An 18,381-nucleotide genomic window follows, 5' to 3' on the forward strand; every position below is an offset into this window, starting at 1 on the left:
CGGTGAAAGACAAAATAACGCCTTTCCCGCTCTTTTTTCTTGATTACCGTAACGTTTCTTTTCAAAAATCAAATCAATTATCCATAATTTAAAACAACTATTTTAATTTCAGTAAAATTTGAATTTTACCGTCGTCGTCCATATACCGCATGATTACAAGGATTTCAGCCATTTCATAAGGTTTTTCTTATTATTTATATTTAAAACTTGTTATTTGAGAGTCCACCTAATCTATGATAGGATTCAATTGTGAAGGATTTGAGAACAGTATCACCTTCACTTGGCTGCGGGGTCGCCCGCGCCCCTTTTTGCGAATGTGAAACGGCGCCACGCCTTTCCCTTGGGCCCACTGTCATCGGACCGCCATTTTATTTTTTACGGGTCCTGACGAAAGCGCGTGACAAATGGACAGCTGTCCCCTGCCCCTTCACATCCCAAAAGCCATTCAAGTTTCGAAAGGAGTCCAATCATGAGCGACGAAAAAAAGAAAAGTTTCACCCCCTTCGGCCTTAGTTGGCCCCTCTGCCTCGGCTTCATCATCATTGTGGCCGCAGGTGTTATGACCGGTTCCCTAAGCACTGATCTTGCTGGTGGTTTTGCCTTCATGCTGGCCCTCGGTATTATCTGCAACGAAATCGGTGAACGCATCCCCTTCTGGAATTCCTATATCGGCGGCGGTCTCGTTCTGACCTTCCTCGTTTCGGCTTATCTGTTTACAAATAAGATGGTTCCTGCCAAATATGCCAAAGCCGTTGGCATGGTCATGGATCAAGCTGACTTCCTGAGCTTCTTCATTGTCTTCCTGATCTGTGGTTCCATTCTTGGTCTGGAAAAGAAACTCCTGCTGAAATCCTTCGCTGGGTATCTGCCTGCCATCTTTGGCGGCCTCATCGGCGCGGCCGTGCTCGGGGTTGCCGGCGGCCTCGTCTTTGGCATTGCCCCGGATATGATCCTTCTGAACTATGTCCTTCCCATCATGGGCGGCGGCAACGGTGCCGGTGCTGTACCGCTTTCCCAGATCTATGAGACCGTAACGGGCGACAAAGCAGCCAACTACTACACCTTCGCCATTACGATCCTGACCATTGCGAACATCTTCGCCATCTTGACGGCGGCTATCCTGAACCAGATCGGTCATAAGCATCCGCAGCTCACCGGCGACGGCAACACCCTGATCCGTACCGGCCTTGATATCGAAGCGGAAAAGAACGATGCCATTCCTTCCATCAAGGAAATGGGCGGTGCCTTCTTCATGGGGGTTGGCTTCTATGCAGCCGGCCGTCTCATGGGTAAAGCCATCCTGCCGAAAGTCTTCGGTGTTGCCATTCATCCCTTTGCTTGGATGATCATCATCGTTACCATTGCAGCCATGACGGGAATTGTCCCGAACGCAACAAAAGCAGCAGCTAAACGTCTGCAGTCCTTCATGAGCTCCTGCCTCGTTCTCATCATCATGGTCGGCGTTGGTGCCGATACGGACCTGAACCAGCTGATTGATGCCATCAACCTCAGCAACGTCGTCATCGCCTTCCTGATTGTTGTCGGCGCCATCATCGGTTCCGCAATCGTCGGTCAGCTCGTTGGCTTCTATCCCATCGACTCTGCCATCACCGCTGGTCTTTGCATGGCAAACCGCGGCGGTTCCGGCGACCTTGCTGTACTGGGTGCTTCCCATCGTATGGGCCTCATCGCCTATGCCCAGCTGTCCAGCCGTCTGGGCGGCGGTATCGTCCTGATCATCGGATCCATCCTCTTTGGTGCCCTCATTAAATAAGAACCTGTCAAAAACTTCCTGCTTCCTTGAGGCGGGAAGTTTTTTTCTCAAGGAAAGCAGATCCATAACACCGCGGATTACAAAAATCCATTAAAAAAAGCAGTCCCCCTTTTTAGGGGAGGTCAAGGCCCCTTGACACATCAATCCTTGAACCAATAGGCTGTAGATAAAGACCATTCATCGCTCGAAGGAGGTTTTTCTATGAAAAATGCAGTCGGCCGTGAAATTCCAGATGAAATCCTTGCACGAACCGGCAAAGAAGTCTTTAAAGGCAGTTTCCATAACGACCAAAAAGTGTATCGGCGCGCGGCCAATCAATCCCGCGCCCATATAGTGCCAACCCGCAGCAAGGTCCTTTCCTCCATCAAGGACGCCCTCATTGCCGGCGGGGTTCATGACGGCATGACCTTTGGCTTCCACCATCATTTCCGCGAAGGGGACTATATCGTGAACCTCGTCATGGAAGCTGTCCATGAGATGGGCATCAAGGACATCACCATCTGTGCCAGCTCCCTAGGAAAAGCTCATGATCCCATCGTCCCCTATATTGAAGACGGAACGATCACGGGCATTGAGTCTTCCGGTGTACGCGGCAAGATTGGCGAAGCCATTTCCACAGGCAAACTGAAGAAACTCGCCATCATGCGCAGCCACGGCGGCCGTGTCCGGGCCATCGAATCAGGGGAAACACACATTGATATGGCCTTCATCGGCGCCCCCACCTGTGACCCTATGGGAAACTGCCGTGCCGTCGGCGGGAAAAGTGACTGCGGCGTCCTGAGCTATTCCATGGTCGATGCCCAGTATGCAGACTATGTCGTCGCCATTACGGACACCCTGGTCCCCTTTCCCAATATTCCGGCATCCATCTCCATGACAGACGTGGATGCTGTCGTTGTGGTCGATGCCATTGGCGACCCGGTTAAGATTGCCACAGGGCCAGCCAAACCGACAACGGATATGCGTAAGCTCCTCATGGCCCGCTATACGACAGAATTTCTCATCCACACCCCCTACTACAAAGAAGGCTTCTCATACCAAACAGGTGCGGGCGGCGCTTCCCTTGCCTCGACGGGTATTCTTGCCGAACATATGAGAAAGGACGGCATCCATATGGGCCTTGCCCTCGGCGGCATCACAAAGACCATGTGCGACATGATGGACGAAGGCCTGATTGACCGTATCGTTGATGCCCAAGTCTTTGATACAGGGGCCATTGAAAGCATCAAGAATCATCCAGGCCGACATATTGAGATCTCAACCAGTGAATACGCAGACCCCTTCAACAAAGCTTCCTACGTCAATCATCTCGACTTTGTCATCCTCGCATCCTTAGAAGTGGATACCCACTTCAACTGCAACGTTGTCGTTGACTCAAGCGGCATGGTTACAGGCGCCCAGGGCGGGCATCCAGATACAGCGGCAGGGGCCCAATGCACCATCGTCATCGTACCGCTGCTGCAAGGCCGCATTCCTGCCGTGAGGACCGAATGCACCACCATTACCACGCCGGGCGAGACAGTGGACGTTGTCATCACGGACTTTGGCATCGCCATCAATCCCAAGCGTCAGGACCTCATCGACGCCATGAAAGGTGTCGACCTTCCCTTCTGTACCATAGAAGAACTGCGCGACAGGGCCTATGCCATTGCCGGCGTCCCCGATGCCGTCACCTTCAAGGACCGCATCGTAGGAATCATTGAAGCACGGGACGGATCGATCATCGATGTCGTACGAGAGATCGGTGAAGCTAAGAGTTAATCAGTCAAACTCGGGCTGACTAAAAAAGCGCCACAACCGAAGGATCCGGTATGGCGCCGTACGCTATGGTCTTTTAAGGTACTCATTGGCACATGTAACGCCACCGGCCCCAAACTGCCCCCTCATGGGGGAACGGGTCCGAAATGATTCGCCCGGGAACCTGTTTCTCGGACTTTCGCTAACGCTTTAAAAGCGTCCTTCGAAACTCGGGCGAATCTGCCTCGCTAACCGCTTGCAAGGAAACGTCGCTGCGCTTCTCATCCACCACCAAAACCGGGAAATTTTGTTAATCAATGCTTATGGAAAATTCCCGGTTTCGGTCCTCCGCCTTGGCAAAGGCGGATCGATGCGCTATATCGAGTTCTAAGGGAAAAGACCGCATGGCAGGGCTGGATCTGGTTGGAACTATGTGAATCCTTACCATAGAAATTGCTTTTGAACGACAGGAAACGTGTCTTTGACAACAAACTTGGCGCCGGTCTCACGGTCTTTACCCTCCAAGTCTTTTAGATTGATAGCCGCGTCCTTAGCCGCGAGAAAGCCATTCGGGCCTTGCCCGAATAAGACAGCTTGACAGCCTTTTACACGATCCCCCACCGTGAGACGGGTCCTCCTCTGATACGCCATGAGCCCCTTGCTTCGGGTAATCTTTCCTGAAAGCAAGGGGCTCACGTTCTGCATCAAATTTTTGCTAACCGCTTCTGCTTCCCCATCTCCCTCACAAAGAGTCCCCCAATCAGTACATCGGCGGCAAACCAGCTAAGCGGATAGCACCACATGATATTCCGAAAAGTCGGATCCGCCTCATAGACCGTTGCAAGCCACAGCATCCGTGTGCCGACGATGCTGACCAGCATGCCAAGAGCCGGTGCAAGGGAGTTTCCGAAGCCACGCATGGACGCGGCAAGGCTTTCATAGATAGACGAGAGAAAATAAAAGCCGATGATGATATGGACACGCATCATGCCAAGTTCCATGGCATCAGGTTCTAGGCCAAAGACCTCCAAAAAGGGCCGCGCAGCCAAAAAGACAAGCACCGTCAAAAAGCAGGTAAAGCCAAAGTTCAGCGTCAGGCCTTTTTTCACTACGTTCAAACAACGCTTGATATTGCCCGCACCAAAGTTCTGACTGGTAAAAGTCGTCACCGCCTGCCCAAAAGCATTGATAAAAGGATAGGTATTGATTTCAAGGACATAGGCCGCTGCCGAAGCAGCCATGGCAAGAGACCCTTCGCTGTTGATGGCCGACTGGATAACAAGGTTCGAAAAATTAAAGACCATCCCCTGGATACCTGCCGGCACACCAACGCGGAGGATTTCCTTGATGTCCTCCATGCGGACGCGGATGGCACCGGGATAAAAATGGAGCACCCCATGTTCATAACGCAAAAGACGCAGGAGAAGACCCGAACTGATATAGTTTGCGATAGCGGTCACGGTTACAACGCCGGCAAGGCCAAACCCTAAAAAGACAGCCAGCAAATTGCCTGCAATATTGACGATACTTGCCGTTACAAGGGAAAGAAGCGGCGTCCTGACATTGCCATGACTGCGGTAAATGGCCGATAAAAAGTCATAGAGCGTCATCCCTGGCATTCCCAATAGATAAACGCGCAGATATAATTCCGAAGCCTCCCGCACCTCAAGAGGAACCCCCATCCAGCCCATGAGGGGTCCCGCAAAGATTTCGCCCACGACAAGGATAAAAAGCCCCGTGAGTCCGGCCATAAGGACCGTTGTATGAATCGCTTCAGAAGCTTCCTTCAGCCGTCCTCCGCCAAGTTTCCGGGCAATCAGCACATTGGCGCCGAGGGAAATCCCCAGGAAAAGATTAACGAGAACCCCAATGACAGGTGCATTGTTGCCCACCGCGGCAAGGGCCTCCGTCCCAACAAAACGGCCCAAGACCATAATATCTGCAGTATTGAACATCTGCTGCAGGATACCAATCATTGCAACAGGGATTGCAAATTGAAAAATAGGTCCCACAAGGGATCCTTCCAGCATATTGATTTGCGCTCGGCTCATCTAAACCACCCACATTCTCAAAAATTCCTAGTGTGCCTATCTATTATATACCTAAGGGAAATCGGTGCAACTACGATTTTAATGATACTTGGCTTAAGGAAGAATCGAAAAACCGTCCTCTTCCAACTGGAGAGGACGGTTCTTCTTATTCAGTCATCGATGACGGCAACACATTCCACTTCGACGAGACCACCCAGCGGCAGCTTCCCGATTTCCACGCAGGAGCGGGCTGGAAATCCATCCGCAAAGTAGGATTTATAGATTTCATTGACCTTACCAAAATCATTCATATCCTGAAGAAAGATCGTCGTTTTTACAATATCTCCGTAGGAAGCACCCGCTTCCTTTAGGATTGCGCCAAGATTCTTCATGGACGCGTGGGCTTGGGCTTCCAGCGTATCCGGCAGTTTTCCAAGCGCTACATCAATGCCAAGCTGGCCCGATACATAAACCGTATTGCCGGCCTTGATGCCTTGGACGTAAGGCCCTACAGCAGAAGGGGCATTTTTCGTAGAGATAATTTGCTTTTTCATAATACATTAGACTCCTTTATCTTTAAATTAATCATGAGTTTTCTTTATCCTATACCGCCCATTACTCCGCCAACAACCAAAGCAACGAAAGCACTCATACAGTATGCATATTTTCCTAGAGGATAAAACCACGTTCCAATAGCTTTTTCTCGACCTGCATTAACAGCTTCAAGAACAAACTCTTTTCCCCCAACCCAATAAAACATGATGCCTGCCAGCAAGGCCCCCAAAGGACAAATATAGATTGAAACAACATCCATCCATTCAGAAACAATTCCTTGGATCGCTAACGCTGAGCCACAACCAATCACAGCGATTACAATTACCGCACGATTCCTAGAAAAACCAAACTGTTCCTGCAATGTTGCGACAGGAGCTTCATACAGATTAACAAGTGAGCTGACGCCTGCAAATAAAACGCAGATAAAGAAAAGAATAACGACTAATCGTCCTGCAGGCATCCCGTTAAAAACATGAATTAAATGAATAAACATAAGGCCAGGGCCGCCTTCTGAAAGAACTCCACCACTTACAGAAATTGATGGAATAATTACACAAGCTGCCAGCATTGCTGATAAGATATTAAAAAAGCCGACATGTTTAGCTGCCCCGACAACGTCTTCCTTATCGCTCAAATAAGAACCATAGATGACTGTTCCACTGCCCGCTACTGACAAACTAAAGAAAGCCTGCCCAAAAGCGTAAACCCATACTTCTGGATTCTTGATACCTTCAGCAGAAAAGCCAAAAATATATTGATATCCTTCCGCGGCTCCATCTAGAAAAAACACATAACAAAGTAAAAATACGAAAATTCCAAAAAGGGCGGGCATCATAATCTTATTTGCTTTCTCAATACCGCTTGCAATCCCCATAGCCATAATACTAAAAGAGACTACACAGGCTACAATAAGCCAAAAATTATTTCCCATGACGGTAGCTGTACTTTCAAAAGTAGATACAATAACTTTCATATCCTGTTCCATTGCAGTAATTTGACCGTTAAAAGCCATATACGTATATTTGAAAACCCAGCCCACAACACAAGTATAGCCAATAGCAAGCGCCATAGATCCTGCCACGGGGATGAGACCAACCCACTCACCCAATTTTTTCCTACCATTTCTGCGTTCCGTGGCCACTCCAAAGGCTCCTATTGGACCCGCTTTAGCAATCCGGCCGAATGACATCTCCTCAATGACACCTGTCGCTCCAATTAGTACGACAAAAATCAAGAAAGGAAATAAAAATGTCATTCCACCATATTTAGAAACCATAACAGGAAATCTCCATATATTTCCCATTCCAACGGCTGATCCGATACAGGCAAGAATGAATCCCCATTTAGATTCAAATCCATCTCTTTCGTTCTGTAAAGCAACATCTTTTCCCATGTTTTTATCCATGATTGTTCCCTCACTGAAAACACTTTCCAAGAATTTTCACATTACAAGTAACTACCCAGGATTTAAAAAGAGCAGGTTCTCCGATGCACCAAAGAACCTGCTCTTTCTTTTTTGCAAAGAGTAAAGAGACGCTAAACCCGATATTTAGTTATTGCAGGAACATTATTTTTCTGCTTCCGTCGGTGCATACGGTTCCAAGAACGCATGGAAATGACGCATGGGAAGATTGTGCCCCCAAACAATACGCATATTAGGAATACTTGCACGATCTTTATAGAGTTCGGAAACAGCTGCAATCACATAGTCAAGATGTTCCTTGCTTAAACGGTCGCGATCAATGGCAAAACGTACAACATTACAAACCTCAGCTTGCTGTTCCGGCGTCTTAAGATCATATTCCATTGAATAATCACCCAATTCGGAAACACGGATGCCATAGCGCCGAATTAATTCCAAAGAGAATCCTTCTCCAGCAAAAGATTCATGGCTTCTCTTGTGATCAAAGAATTCATCCATATTGATATAGACAGCATGACCACCAGCAGGAAGGACAACTCCTTTAACGCCAGCCTTATAGAATCCCTGAGCCAAATATTCTACTTGCTCAACGCGTTCATGCTGGTATTCAAAATTACATTCTTCATAGAGACCAGTAGCAAGCGCCATAATATCATGACCGGACATACCGCCATAAGAGTCATTACCATAACAGGAAATTTGCTTTACTTTCAAAAGAACGCCAACATCAGTCTTCACAGAACCATCTTCATTAAAGTCGGAGAAATTCTTCCAGAAAAGGCCTTTATCACGGAACGCAAGCATCCCGCCCATATTGGAATGACCGTTTTTCTTAGCAGACATCGTAAAGGCATCGCAGTATTGGAACATTTCCGTTGCAATTTCAGCTATAGATTTATCTGCATACCCAGCTTCATTCATCTTAATGAAATAAGCGTTTTCTGCCCAACGAGCCGTATCAAATACAACAGGGATGTTATACTTATGAGCAACACGGTTGATTTCGCTTAAATTATGCATGGAAACCGGCTGTCCGCAGACAGGATTATTAGTAATACAGCAGAATACAAGAGGTACATTTTCTGGTCCAACAGCTTTAATCAGTTCCTCCAGTTTCGAAATATCCATATTACCCTTAAATGGGTTCTTCTCGTAAGTGCCGCCTTCAGGAACTTCCCACAGAAGCTGTTTATTGTAAAGGTTCCGAGGAATAGAACCCATTTGTTTGATATTTCCCTCAGTTGTATCAAAATGACCATTGGAAGGAATAACAAACTTTTTACCTGGTTCTCTCTTATTGAGGATATTACGAACAATTTCCATCAATACCGATTCAGCAGCACGGCCCTGTTGAATAATAAAGGCATTAGGGCGTTCCATTTGTTTAGCACCGCCGTTGAAAAAACCGCCTTCGTATTCACAAAGATAGAGTTCATCCATCATCTTTTCAACATCACGGCAATCAGTCCGAACAAGATCCAGGGCCTTTTTCCAATTCTTTTCCCCGCCTCTTTCAAAAATATCTCTGAACGTATCAAGCAACACATAATAGCCCGTATTGCGTCCGTATGCTTCATCACCAAGAAACATGGATGCCCACTGGGTGTTTGTCATGGCTGTCGTACCGGAATCAGAGAGCATATCAACAGTCAGCATACCAGAGGGAAATGCAAACTCATTGTAGTGAGTCGCTTTCAAAGCTCTTTCACGTTGTTCTACCGTCACAGAAGGAATGTGCCGAACAGAATAAGTGAAACGATGGGGTGCAGGAACATTCAACGGATACTCTTTCATAATATGACCTCCTAAAATTGGGCATATGCCCTTTGGTGTAAGAGATACCCCGGTTATCAAAAAAAAATGACTAGCGGACAGTATCCGTTTGAGATGATGTAATAATAATTTATTATCATTATCTCTTTTTCAATTAAATTTTATTGCTTTTCTAGCAAATTGTCAATATTTTTCTCATATAATTCTAAATTATTTTATTTTTTTAAAATATTGTTCAATTTGAGAATAAATTTGAGAAATTATAATAACTTATTATTATTTCCTTGTTATTTTTTTGTGCTCCGTGTAGAATAAAAGGGTAAGGAATCATGATGACTTCAAGGGGAAAGGTGGCGTGCATAATGGCACCCGAACAATTAACTCGATTCACTCACTTAGTTGAATTTTTAGGTATGACATTAGGTCCCGATTACGAAATTGTACTCCATGAAATTGATCGGCCTACCCCATGCGTAGTTGCCATAGCAAATGGTCAAATAAGCGGAAGAACAGTGGGTGCACCTCTTACAAATGTTGCACTAGATATTATTGCCAATAAAGCATATGTAGAAGAAAATTGGAAAATGAACTATCGGGGGGTATCTGCAAGCGGTCGTCTTCTGCGCTGTTCGACGTTTTTTATCAAAAACGAACAGAATGAATTAGTTGGACTGCTCTGTATTAATTTTGATGATTCCCGATTTAGGGCCCTATCTTCTAGTGTGTATAGTCTCTGTCACCCTGATAACTACGTAAATGATCAGCCTAGCTTCTTTTCCTTCAAAGAAATTCCGAAAACCATATTAGGACAGAATAATAGCCAGCAACCATCTCTTGCGAGTAACGTTGAAATTATCAGGAATATTGAACTCCCCGTTTCTAATAGTGCTAAGCAGAATATGGAAACTTTCCACAACAGTATAGAAGATACAGCTAAAGCTGCACTAAATGATGCCATGCCAAAAAATGTCGATGCTACTAAACTATCACAAAAAGAGAAAATTCGAATTATTGAGCAGCTTGACGAAAAGGGCATCTTTTTGTTAAAAGGAACTATTCCTCTAGTCGCTTCCACTCTAAAGTGTTCACAAGCAACGATTTATCGTTATTTGTCGAAAATTAGGAGTAAAAATAATTAAAAATCAATATAACAAACGGTGTGAGATTGTTTACTCACACCGTTTGTTATATCGGTGAACTGATACCCTTTTAACCTTCTAACAGTGAAAAATCAGGAGTTATTTTCACCTCATCACCGGAATATATCTGTATAATAAAAAATATCACCTTATCCTTCCTAAAAAGAATAAGGTGATACCAAAATTCTGGTATTATGAGCCAAAAATTCTCGTAAAGATCTGCAGAAACATATAAAAGATCCCGCTTGCAATCATAGGCCCTACCGGTACCCCTTTGAAGAAAATAACGCCGATAATCGTCCCAACTAAAATAGAAACAACAATCTGGGGTTCATTCGTCATGACGTCAACGCCCCATTTTCCCAAGATTGCAACGACGATGCCGACAACAACTGAGGCAATGCCTGCAGGCGATTTAAAGACGTTCAAGATATCATTAATTCCAATTTTCCCTAGTGCAATTGGCGTAATCATGGCTGCAGTTAAAAGAATCATGCCCCAGTTAAGTCCATGACTCCCAAAATAACTAAGACGGCTATCAGATAAAACAGCCCGCATCACAATCAGTGCCAATGCAGATATTGTCACCGTAGAATTATGTGCTACATACCCTAATAATGCAAGTCCAAAAAGAATTAAATATGAACTCATGAATACCTCCTAAAAATATAGTGACCATTCTTAAAGAACGGCCACTATATTGTACCTTATTTATACGATTATCACAAATACAACACATAGCAAAGGAGCGTTGTAACAATCCAGAAAAGTAACATGAGAGGAAGGCCGCAGCGCATATAATCTTTCATGGTGTAGCCACCAGCATCCCATACAAGTAAGTTAGGTCCTGTCCCAAAAGGAGTTGTAAATACACCAGAAGCTGCAACTGAAACGGCCATTGCACCGGCAAGCGGGTTGATACCACCAGCCTGGCAAGCCATGATAGCGATTGGGAGCATTAGAACCGTTGCCGACGAATTCAAAAGGAACTGAGTCAGGACAAGCATAATAAGCGTGATTCCACCAATTAGGATGATTGGAGAAAGACCGGAAAGGATTGGCTGAAGCAAATCAACAAAATATTTCGCGGCCCCTGTTTTGACAAGCGCCGTACTCAGAGGGAATATTCCCCCTACAAGAAATACCGTCGTTGTGCTGAAAGAAGACACAGCTTCCTTTACGTCAAGGCAACCGGTCAATACAACGGCAATAGCGCCAATTACACCAACAACATGAGGCGGGATAATATTGATGCCCATGCCGATAACAACTGCAACGAAAATCAGACCAACAATGGTCATATTCTTTTTATTGTGTTGGGCCTTTCTTCCTTCACCCTTAATGGTGATTTCCTTATCTGGAAGAAGCTTAGTCCCAACGAAAATCATATAAATTGTACCGACAATTAGAAGAGGAATACCAATATATGCATATTCAAAAAAGGTAAAGTTACGCAAGGACATATTCGTCAAAATCCCGTTCGTTACAATATGTGGAGTCGTTCCAATCAGGGTAATCGTACCGCCCAAGGAACAAAAATAAGCAAGTGCCATCAAAAGCTTGGATTTAGAAACCCCAGATTTATCAGCCATAGCTCCTACAATCGGCATCAAGCATGCACAGGACCCTGTATCATTCAAGAATGCAGACAATCCACCAGCAACAATACCAGTACCCACAATCAGGCCTTTTTCAGTTTTCCCTAAAAAACCGATGATTTTTCCACCGATATAATCAGCAAGCCCACTCTTAAAAAGAGCTTCCCCGATGACAGTCAATCCCAAGAAAAATACAACCGTGGTATTTGCGAACTGCATAAAGGCAGAACCGCCAGGAATTATTTTAGCAGCAACAAGAATGCAGGGAATCAGTGCCCCTAAAAGAATTGGATGAATAAATTGCTTAATAAGAGCAATCATTGTAAACAAAAACACAGCAACAGTTATAATTGCTTGAGTTGTCATAAGTCAAATCCTCCCACAAATCTTACAGATTATTTTACAGCATCCCTGAATGCTCGAAGTTCCGCATCACTGGAATGGACGGAAACAGAACAATAAGGAGCAAGAATGTATGGAACATTTTTATTTTCTTCGAGACATTTTTCTGTAAGTCCTTTAATCTTAGCTTCAGCGTGGTTACCAAAAATCATTTCATCTACTCCACCCATGGGCGTAATTCCCTTGAGGAAAGAAAGACTCTCCTTGATAGAAGGATTCTGTGCGCCTTGATCCCAGTGAAGAATATCAATAGGAAAATCAGCAAACCGCTGCGGATTGCTCGTGATTCCACAGGTATGATATATAACAAGGCCGCCATCCTTATGAACCTCGTTAAGGAACATTCTGTCATACTGGGCAACATAAGTTTCCCATTCTTCCAGCGTCATCAGCCCTTCTCTAGCCCAAGAAACGCCTGCATAGAAAAGACCTTCCGCCCCTGCATCATGAAGTTTCTTCCAATAAGCGATATAGGTTTGCGTAATATTATAAAGTGCTTCCTGAAGGGCTTTGGGTTCGTCTTTAATCATCCTAAAGATGTCATTCTGATTTCGGTCTGCGGGGAAATGACGTCGAATAAATTGACAGTCAAACACGCCAGAGATGGTCTGAAGCGGCGTAAACATCGTCTGGAATACCGGGAGCTCTTTATGAAAACGTTCCACAACCTGATGGACCATATCTACCTGCTCTGCTAAATAAGGATTATCTGCATTTTGCGGAGTAAACATGGATAAATTGACTTCGCCATAGGTATTACCCGTCTTTGTCGGAAAGACTTCTTGGTAATAATTATCAAAGTCAAACGTATCCCCCCACACTTCCTGCATATAGACTGCAGGTGGATGCAGTTTGATGAAATCCCAATCATACTCTTCCTGCCATTTAATCATGACATCAATTAGACGATCTTTCTTTCCCTCATCAACAGGAAAATGCCGATAGGCCGTAATAGGAGGCCGATCCGGAATAATTCCCTTTAATGTCATTGCAAGTCTCTCTCTTTTTGAATACTTATCCATTTTTGACATCCTTTCCGAAAATGATAGGTAGATAATGAAACAAGATTACCAGAAAAAGATGATTCACAATAAATTAGACTATTTCACTTCACCCCCTTTAATGGATAACATGTAAGTCATTTTATTAGTGATCTATATATAGGACCTCATAACCAAGTATTCATTTTTCTCGAAATATTTTCTGTGATTACACGGCGAGTAAAAATTTCTTAATAATAAGAATAATCGCATTATTAAGTATATCACTAGTATTATTAGTTGTCACTAAAATTTTAATATAATTGATTGATTTTTCTAATTTGTATTCAATTTATATGTTCACAAATATCTATAATTATTCTATTTGATGCTAATTTATAAATTAACCATAATCTAATATTAAAAAAAAGACCACCCTCCCCTATGACAGAGACGGTGGTCCGCGGTTCCACTCTGTTAATACTGCCCATGCAGTATCACTTACACCTGTAACGCAGGTCCTGCGTGGCTGCCTACTCTCATTTCGGCCTCCCAGCTCCCAAAGGCATTCCATCGCACTTTCCGTTCAAACAGGCTTTCAGCCGGTGACCTGTCTCTCTGTATCCGGTCCATGCGTGTACTTATTTTGTTCATCGCTTTTCCTATATGAAATTTTTTATTTCGGATCCAAAACCAATTGCCGTTATCCTACTCCAAGAAAGTATATTCGTCAACTATGATTTAAAAAAATTTTATTGCAGGGATTTTATGATAATTTTGCGTAAAGATTTTTACAGTTTTATACTGCATTTTTAATACGGGTACTGATATGACTACAAGGTGGATTATATAAGTATTAATGATAGTTTTATTGGGTTTTATCGGACTTTGAAAGTCTTTTTTCGATAACTTTGTACGCTTAAAATGGATATTTTTAGGTATAAAACGAGAAGAAAACAAAAGTAAATTATGAGTAAAATGATGGAATTTACTGAAATCTGTGGTAACGAGGGGAGTGTAAAATATTTTGTGTAAATCAGCTATTGCACAAAACATTGTACACTCCCTTATTTGGCTTTTTCTGCTGGCCTCTAACATTTGAGTGCTTTCGTCATAGGATTTTGTACATTAAAACACGCAACGAAAAAGGACACACACTGTCTTAAGTGCATGTCCTCTCCAGGAGTGCATAGACACTTTAGCACCCCAAAATTTGACAAAGAGCCAAAATTACTGTTTGTACAAATAGCAAAATAAGCATGGGTATAGCTAAGAATACTGCCTGATAACCATTAAAGAACTAAGCTAAAGGAGTGTTGATTAGGTAAAAATTACTTAGCGACCATACGCGAGAATACAGTAATGGGTATTGCTCACTTTCATATTTCTTACTTAGTTCATACACAACATAATTATCATTTTGATCTTAAGCGCCCTATATTGTCTCGTACATGCGTAAATATCCCGCGGTTATAAAATATACAATTGTGATATTTCAAAGCCTTTGGAAAACCGACCAAAAATCATTAAAAATCCAAATTAACATAATCCAGATTATTTCATATACATCTACTCAACATCATAAATCTCAAATGGATTTGCATACTTTGCAAGCGTCATAAAGGCCTTAGCGGCTTTGGAAAGATATGTGCCACGCTTTACTGCCCAATTTATTTTTCTAGTTGCAAGTGGATGATCGATTTTATAGAAGCACAAGTTATTTAGCGTTGGTAAGCATTTTACTATATCTGCCCGAACAAATAAAGCACCCAAGCCTGCTGAAGCAATATTCAATGATGTCATTACCTGATCGACGTACATATTTACATGCATTTCAAATCCGGCATCTGCACAAATTTTAGTCGATCGATGATACATATCATTTCCTGGCTTCATCTTTATAAAAGGAACATCTTTCAACGCATATAGTGGCACTGGTAAAACCGTAGATTTCAAAAAAGAATGATCAACAATCTGCTCTCTCTGAATCACATATCTACGTAGCTTATTATTAATTTTAAACTGGTTTGGAACCGCCACAACAATATGTTCTGTTCTAAAAAATATATTGTCTACTTTTTCATCACTCTTTAGGGCTGTTTCCAATACTAAATCCAGATTTCCCTGAATTAAACCACCTTTTAATTCAGTTACATTGCCTTCTGTTAAATCGCATTTTATGTTAGGATAAGTGTTATTAAAGTAACGAATCATACCAGGAAAAACAAACGAACAAAAATAGGATGAACCGCCTAACGATATCTTTCCTATCTTAAGTTCATTCAAATCTTTAAAATACCGCATCACATTATCTTCAATTTGATAAATTGATTCGACAGCTTTGATATACTTTTCCCCCTCGGGGGTTAAAGATACAGGAATCGTACTACGATCAAAAATAGGTGCGCCAATATTTTGTTCTGCCTTTTTCACCATTTTACTTAGCGCGGGTTGACTGATGAACATTTTTTTTGCAGCTTTAGAGAAGCTTCTTTCTTTATACACTGCATAGACATACTCCATCTTTTCAAGCAAAAAATCACCTCCTCTTTTCTTAATTCATATTTTCTTAAATTAAATCACAAAAGTCATCAATGAGGCAAATACAATTATCCATAATTTAAAAGCTCCTCCATCTATAAAAACTTAGATGGAGAAGCCGAAGATATACAGGTAGAAATTACCATCCGGCTGGTAGCAAACCAAACACACTAAAAATGGCATAGAAAACCGTGCTTCCATAAAGTAAGACAATCAGTATTTCCATAGGTGTGCTTGCCATCCAGCCGCAATTCCACACAGGCTCGATGTCCCCTTCTCTTCTTGCCTTATTTACCATAAAGACTGGCAATATAGCCATAATGGCAGCACAAAATGTTCCAGAGAAATATAGTGCATCCACGAAACTAACGAATTTTCCAAGTACAAGTACCAACGGTACTAAATAAATCACGATCATGATTGGCGCACGGTACTTCGCATCAGAATCTGATTCAAATTTAAAAAAGTCTACAATACTTGAAATCAGAGTTTGAGAAATAGGGCAGAAAGATGTGAACATTGCAATAAGAGCAAAAATATTTGCAGTGTACAGTGCCCACTGACCTAAAGCTTCACCCCAAGCGATCGTGGCTACCTGCGTAATCCTATCCGCAGGCTGAATAACAAAACATCCAAGCGGGACTAAAATCAATAACAACATCGTAATAATCTGGCCTATTAGCATAGCAGGTGCTAATTTTTCCGGTTCATGTGATAACCCTCTTGCCAGATCAGGGACAAGATACTGTCCAATGTAACTAAAAGCGGCAATATTAAATACTGGAACTGCATAGTACCAATTTGAAGTAAACAATCTGGAATAGTTTGCGTCTTTGCTGATGAGAGATGCTCCGCACAAAATAATGAGCATAAGGGTCATAGCAATGGACAGATATTCTCCTGCCATCCCAACTGCTTTAAGGCCAAAATAGACAACAAACATACCAGGAATTAGAAACATTAGGGTTCCCGCCCATTCGGGAATTCCTAGTAATTTATTTAAGATACTCCCACTACCATTAAAATAAGCAATCAGACAGCTAAATGAATTGAGTGTTACAGCCAAAAAAATCAGAATTCTACCTAAAGGTCCAACATAGCGTTCAGCTAGACCTGGGAGCTGCATCATTCTTCTTGTTCGCAGAGCTGCCTCTGCAACATAATACATGGAAAATAATGTTGTAATACCAGACACAATAAGCCAAAATGCAATAACAGGAAAACCCGCAAATCTAGCTCCATAAGCGGTTCCCAAGCATCCAGACCCAACGCCACATCCCACAACTGTAAAGATTACTTGTGTCGACGTTAATTTACGAACTTTAAGCGCACCTTCCTCATACTGACTCTTTACTTTATTTTCATTTGCGCTGGATGTCATAATTCTCGTCCCCCTTAATTGCCATCTGTTACAAGAATTTTACTTATCCATATTAATACTTTTTGACCGCATCCATAGAAAAAGTTGATTCTTTAAAATCATTCATATAAGGAATTCTGCTTCTGATTTCTATGATCTCATTTAAATCGATTTCATGGATTAAGAGCTCTTCCTCCGTTCTAGACGCAACCGCCCGTTCTTCTCCATCAGGACCGACAATCATTGAACTTCCGCAAATATTTTCGCCTACTGTATTGCACCCTACTGTAAATAGAAGATTAAACAGAGCATTTGCTTGAAGATCAACATGCCATCTATGTTCTGCCGGATTAATGCTCCAGACACTGCAGTCCACAATGATTTGAGCCCCTTTAAGAGCTTCAATTCTTGCAGGTTCAGGATATTCAACGTCATAGCAAATCAGCATGCCAACTTTCCCAAACTTTGTATTAACAACAGGGAATCTGTCCCCTTCACGAAACTTGAGTTTTTCCTGACCCCAAGCATAAACTTTTCGCATGTTTTCGATTACAACACCATTATCATCAATAAAAATAGCCGAATTATAAATTCGTCCTGGAACTTCACAGGATTCAGCGTACCCAGCAATAATATGAATTTTCTTTTCTTTTGCGATTCGGCAAAGTGTTTGTACAAACGGACCATTCTGTGGCTCTGCCAATTGCTGCATTTCCAGTGATTTACAAAAATAACCAGTATAAGCAAGCTCCGGAAAAACAATAAGATCCGCATTTTCTGAAGCTGCCCTATTTATCATTTCAGTCATCTTATTCAAATTAGCTGCGGTATTACCTTGAATAGATTCGAACTGGCCAAGTGCAATTTTTACTAAAGTTTTCTTCGACATAATAAGGACCTCCCTTTAGATACAAATAATGGGAACGAGGTCATACAGGTTATTAAAGGTTTGAAAGAGTTCACCTAATTAGAAGACTGTAGGACATCGTTCCCTATTATTTAGATTTCAATTTATTTATCGCCTAAGCAGACAACCTTACCATCCTTTACAATAAGAGTTTCCGTCGGT

At 42.9% G+C, this 18,381-nt stretch carries 13 protein-coding genes; 3 read left to right on the forward strand and 10 right to left on the reverse strand.

What is annotated here, in order from left to right:
• Positions 1-469: 469 nt before the first annotated feature.
• Positions 470-1,774: a 2-hydroxycarboxylate transporter family protein gene (locus DW817_RS05825; RefSeq protein ID WP_016459898.1), complete on the forward strand. Its 1,305-nt coding sequence runs from the start codon at positions 470-472 to the stop codon at positions 1,772-1,774.
• Positions 1,775-1,975: 201 nt separating this feature from the next.
• Entirely contained in the window at positions 1,976-3,535 is a 1,560-nt protein-coding gene (gene citF / locus DW817_RS05830; protein ID WP_021737392.1) for a citrate lyase subunit alpha, read from the forward strand.
• Positions 3,536-4,215: 680 nt separating this feature from the next.
• On the opposite strand, the gene DW817_RS05840 is transcribed toward citF, so the two are convergent.
• From DW817_RS05840 to DW817_RS05855, 4 genes are all read right to left on the reverse strand, one after another.
• Positions 4,216-5,562, reverse strand: coding sequence for an MATE family efflux transporter (locus DW817_RS05840; protein ID WP_016459895.1), 1,347 nt, complete (start codon positions 5,560-5,562; stop codon positions 4,216-4,218).
• Positions 5,563-5,711: 149 nt separating this feature from the next.
• The gene (locus DW817_RS05845; protein ID WP_120111476.1) at positions 5,712-6,095 is read right to left on the reverse strand and encodes a RidA family protein; all 384 of its coding nucleotides are present in this window, start codon (positions 6,093-6,095) and stop codon (positions 5,712-5,714) included.
• 44 nt (positions 6,096-6,139) lie between these two features.
• Positions 6,140-7,501: a sodium-dependent transporter gene (locus DW817_RS05850; RefSeq protein ID WP_207802104.1), complete on the reverse strand. Its 1,362-nt coding sequence runs from the start codon at positions 7,499-7,501 to the stop codon at positions 6,140-6,142.
• 162 nt (positions 7,502-7,663) lie between these two features.
• Positions 7,664-9,313, reverse strand: coding sequence for a tryptophanase (locus tag DW817_RS05855; RefSeq protein ID WP_120111480.1), 1,650 nt, complete (start codon positions 9,311-9,313; stop codon positions 7,664-7,666).
• A gap of 341 nt (positions 9,314-9,654) precedes the next feature.
• Between DW817_RS05855 and DW817_RS05860 the strand changes: the two genes are divergently transcribed.
• Entirely contained in the window at positions 9,655-10,431 is a 777-nt protein-coding gene (locus DW817_RS05860) for a transcriptional regulator (RefSeq protein WP_165851871.1), read from the forward strand.
• Positions 10,432-10,623: 192 nt separating this feature from the next.
• Here the strand turns inward: DW817_RS05860 and DW817_RS05865 are convergent, their stop codons facing one another.
• The 6 genes from DW817_RS05865 to DW817_RS05895 form a co-directional block, all read right to left on the reverse strand.
• Positions 10,624-11,082 carry a DUF441 domain-containing protein gene (locus tag DW817_RS05865; protein ID WP_120111487.1) on the reverse strand — a complete coding sequence of 153 codons (459 nt, stop codon included), beginning with the start codon at positions 11,080-11,082 and terminating at the stop codon, positions 10,624-10,626.
• 71 nt (positions 11,083-11,153) lie between these two features.
• Positions 11,154-12,395: an SLC13 family permease gene (locus DW817_RS05870; RefSeq protein ID WP_120111490.1), complete on the reverse strand. Its 1,242-nt coding sequence runs from the start codon at positions 12,393-12,395 to the stop codon at positions 11,154-11,156.
• A gap of 29 nt (positions 12,396-12,424) precedes the next feature.
• Positions 12,425-13,453 carry a uroporphyrinogen decarboxylase family protein gene (locus DW817_RS05875; RefSeq protein ID WP_120111494.1) on the reverse strand — a complete coding sequence of 343 codons (1,029 nt, stop codon included), beginning with the start codon at positions 13,451-13,453 and terminating at the stop codon, positions 12,425-12,427.
• Positions 13,454-14,980: 1,527 nt separating this feature from the next.
• Positions 14,981-15,946 carry a LysR family transcriptional regulator gene (locus DW817_RS05885; protein WP_120111501.1) on the reverse strand — a complete coding sequence of 322 codons (966 nt, stop codon included), beginning with the start codon at positions 15,944-15,946 and terminating at the stop codon, positions 14,981-14,983.
• A 145-nt stretch (positions 15,947-16,091) separates the two neighbouring features.
• Positions 16,092-17,333: an aromatic amino acid transport family protein gene (locus DW817_RS05890; protein ID WP_120111504.1), complete on the reverse strand. Its 1,242-nt coding sequence runs from the start codon at positions 17,331-17,333 to the stop codon at positions 16,092-16,094.
• Positions 17,334-17,385: 52 nt separating this feature from the next.
• Positions 17,386-18,201, reverse strand: coding sequence for a nitrilase-related carbon-nitrogen hydrolase (locus DW817_RS05895; RefSeq protein ID WP_120111507.1), 816 nt, complete (start codon positions 18,199-18,201; stop codon positions 17,386-17,388).
• Positions 18,202-18,381 lie beyond the last annotated feature (180 nt).

Source organism: Acidaminococcus sp. AM33-14BH, from assembly GCF_003603525.1.
Lineage (GTDB): Bacteria > Bacillota > Negativicutes > Acidaminococcales > Acidaminococcaceae > Acidaminococcus > Acidaminococcus intestini.

What these genes read in the sequence shown, in the direction of transcription:
- DW817_RS05855 (WP_120111480.1), bottom strand. Translation starts at nt 9,313, where the DNA reads ATGAAAGAGTATCCGTTGAATGTTCCTGCACCCCATCGTTTCACTTAT.
- DW817_RS05865 (WP_120111487.1), bottom strand. Translation starts at nt 11,082, where the DNA reads ATGAGTTCATATTTAATTCTTTTTGGACTTGCATTATTAGGGTATGTA.
- DW817_RS05825 (WP_016459898.1), top strand. Translation starts at nt 470, where the DNA reads ATGAGCGACGAAAAAAAGAAAAGTTTCACCCCCTTCGGCCTTAGTTGG.
- DW817_RS05845 (WP_120111476.1), bottom strand. Translation starts at nt 6,095, where the DNA reads ATGAAAAAGCAAATTATCTCTACGAAAAATGCCCCTTCTGCTGTAGGG.
- DW817_RS05870 (WP_120111490.1), bottom strand. Translation starts at nt 12,395, where the DNA reads ATGACAACTCAAGCAATTATAACTGTTGCTGTGTTTTTGTTTACAATG.
- DW817_RS05890 (WP_120111504.1), bottom strand. Translation starts at nt 17,333, where the DNA reads ATGACATCCAGCGCAAATGAAAATAAAGTAAAGAGTCAGTATGAGGAA.
- DW817_RS05860 (WP_165851871.1), top strand. Translation starts at nt 9,655, where the DNA reads ATGGCACCCGAACAATTAACTCGATTCACTCACTTAGTTGAATTTTTA.
- citF (WP_021737392.1), top strand. Translation starts at nt 1,976, where the DNA reads ATGAAAAATGCAGTCGGCCGTGAAATTCCAGATGAAATCCTTGCACGA.
- DW817_RS05875 (WP_120111494.1), bottom strand. Translation starts at nt 13,453, where the DNA reads ATGGATAAGTATTCAAAAAGAGAGAGACTTGCAATGACATTAAAGGGA.
- DW817_RS05895 (WP_120111507.1), bottom strand. Translation starts at nt 18,201, where the DNA reads ATGTCGAAGAAAACTTTAGTAAAAATTGCACTTGGCCAGTTCGAATCT.
- DW817_RS05850 (WP_207802104.1), bottom strand. Translation starts at nt 7,501, where the DNA reads ATGGATAAAAACATGGGAAAAGATGTTGCTTTACAGAACGAAAGAGAT.
- DW817_RS05840 (WP_016459895.1), bottom strand. Translation starts at nt 5,562, where the DNA reads ATGAGCCGAGCGCAAATCAATATGCTGGAAGGATCCCTTGTGGGACCT.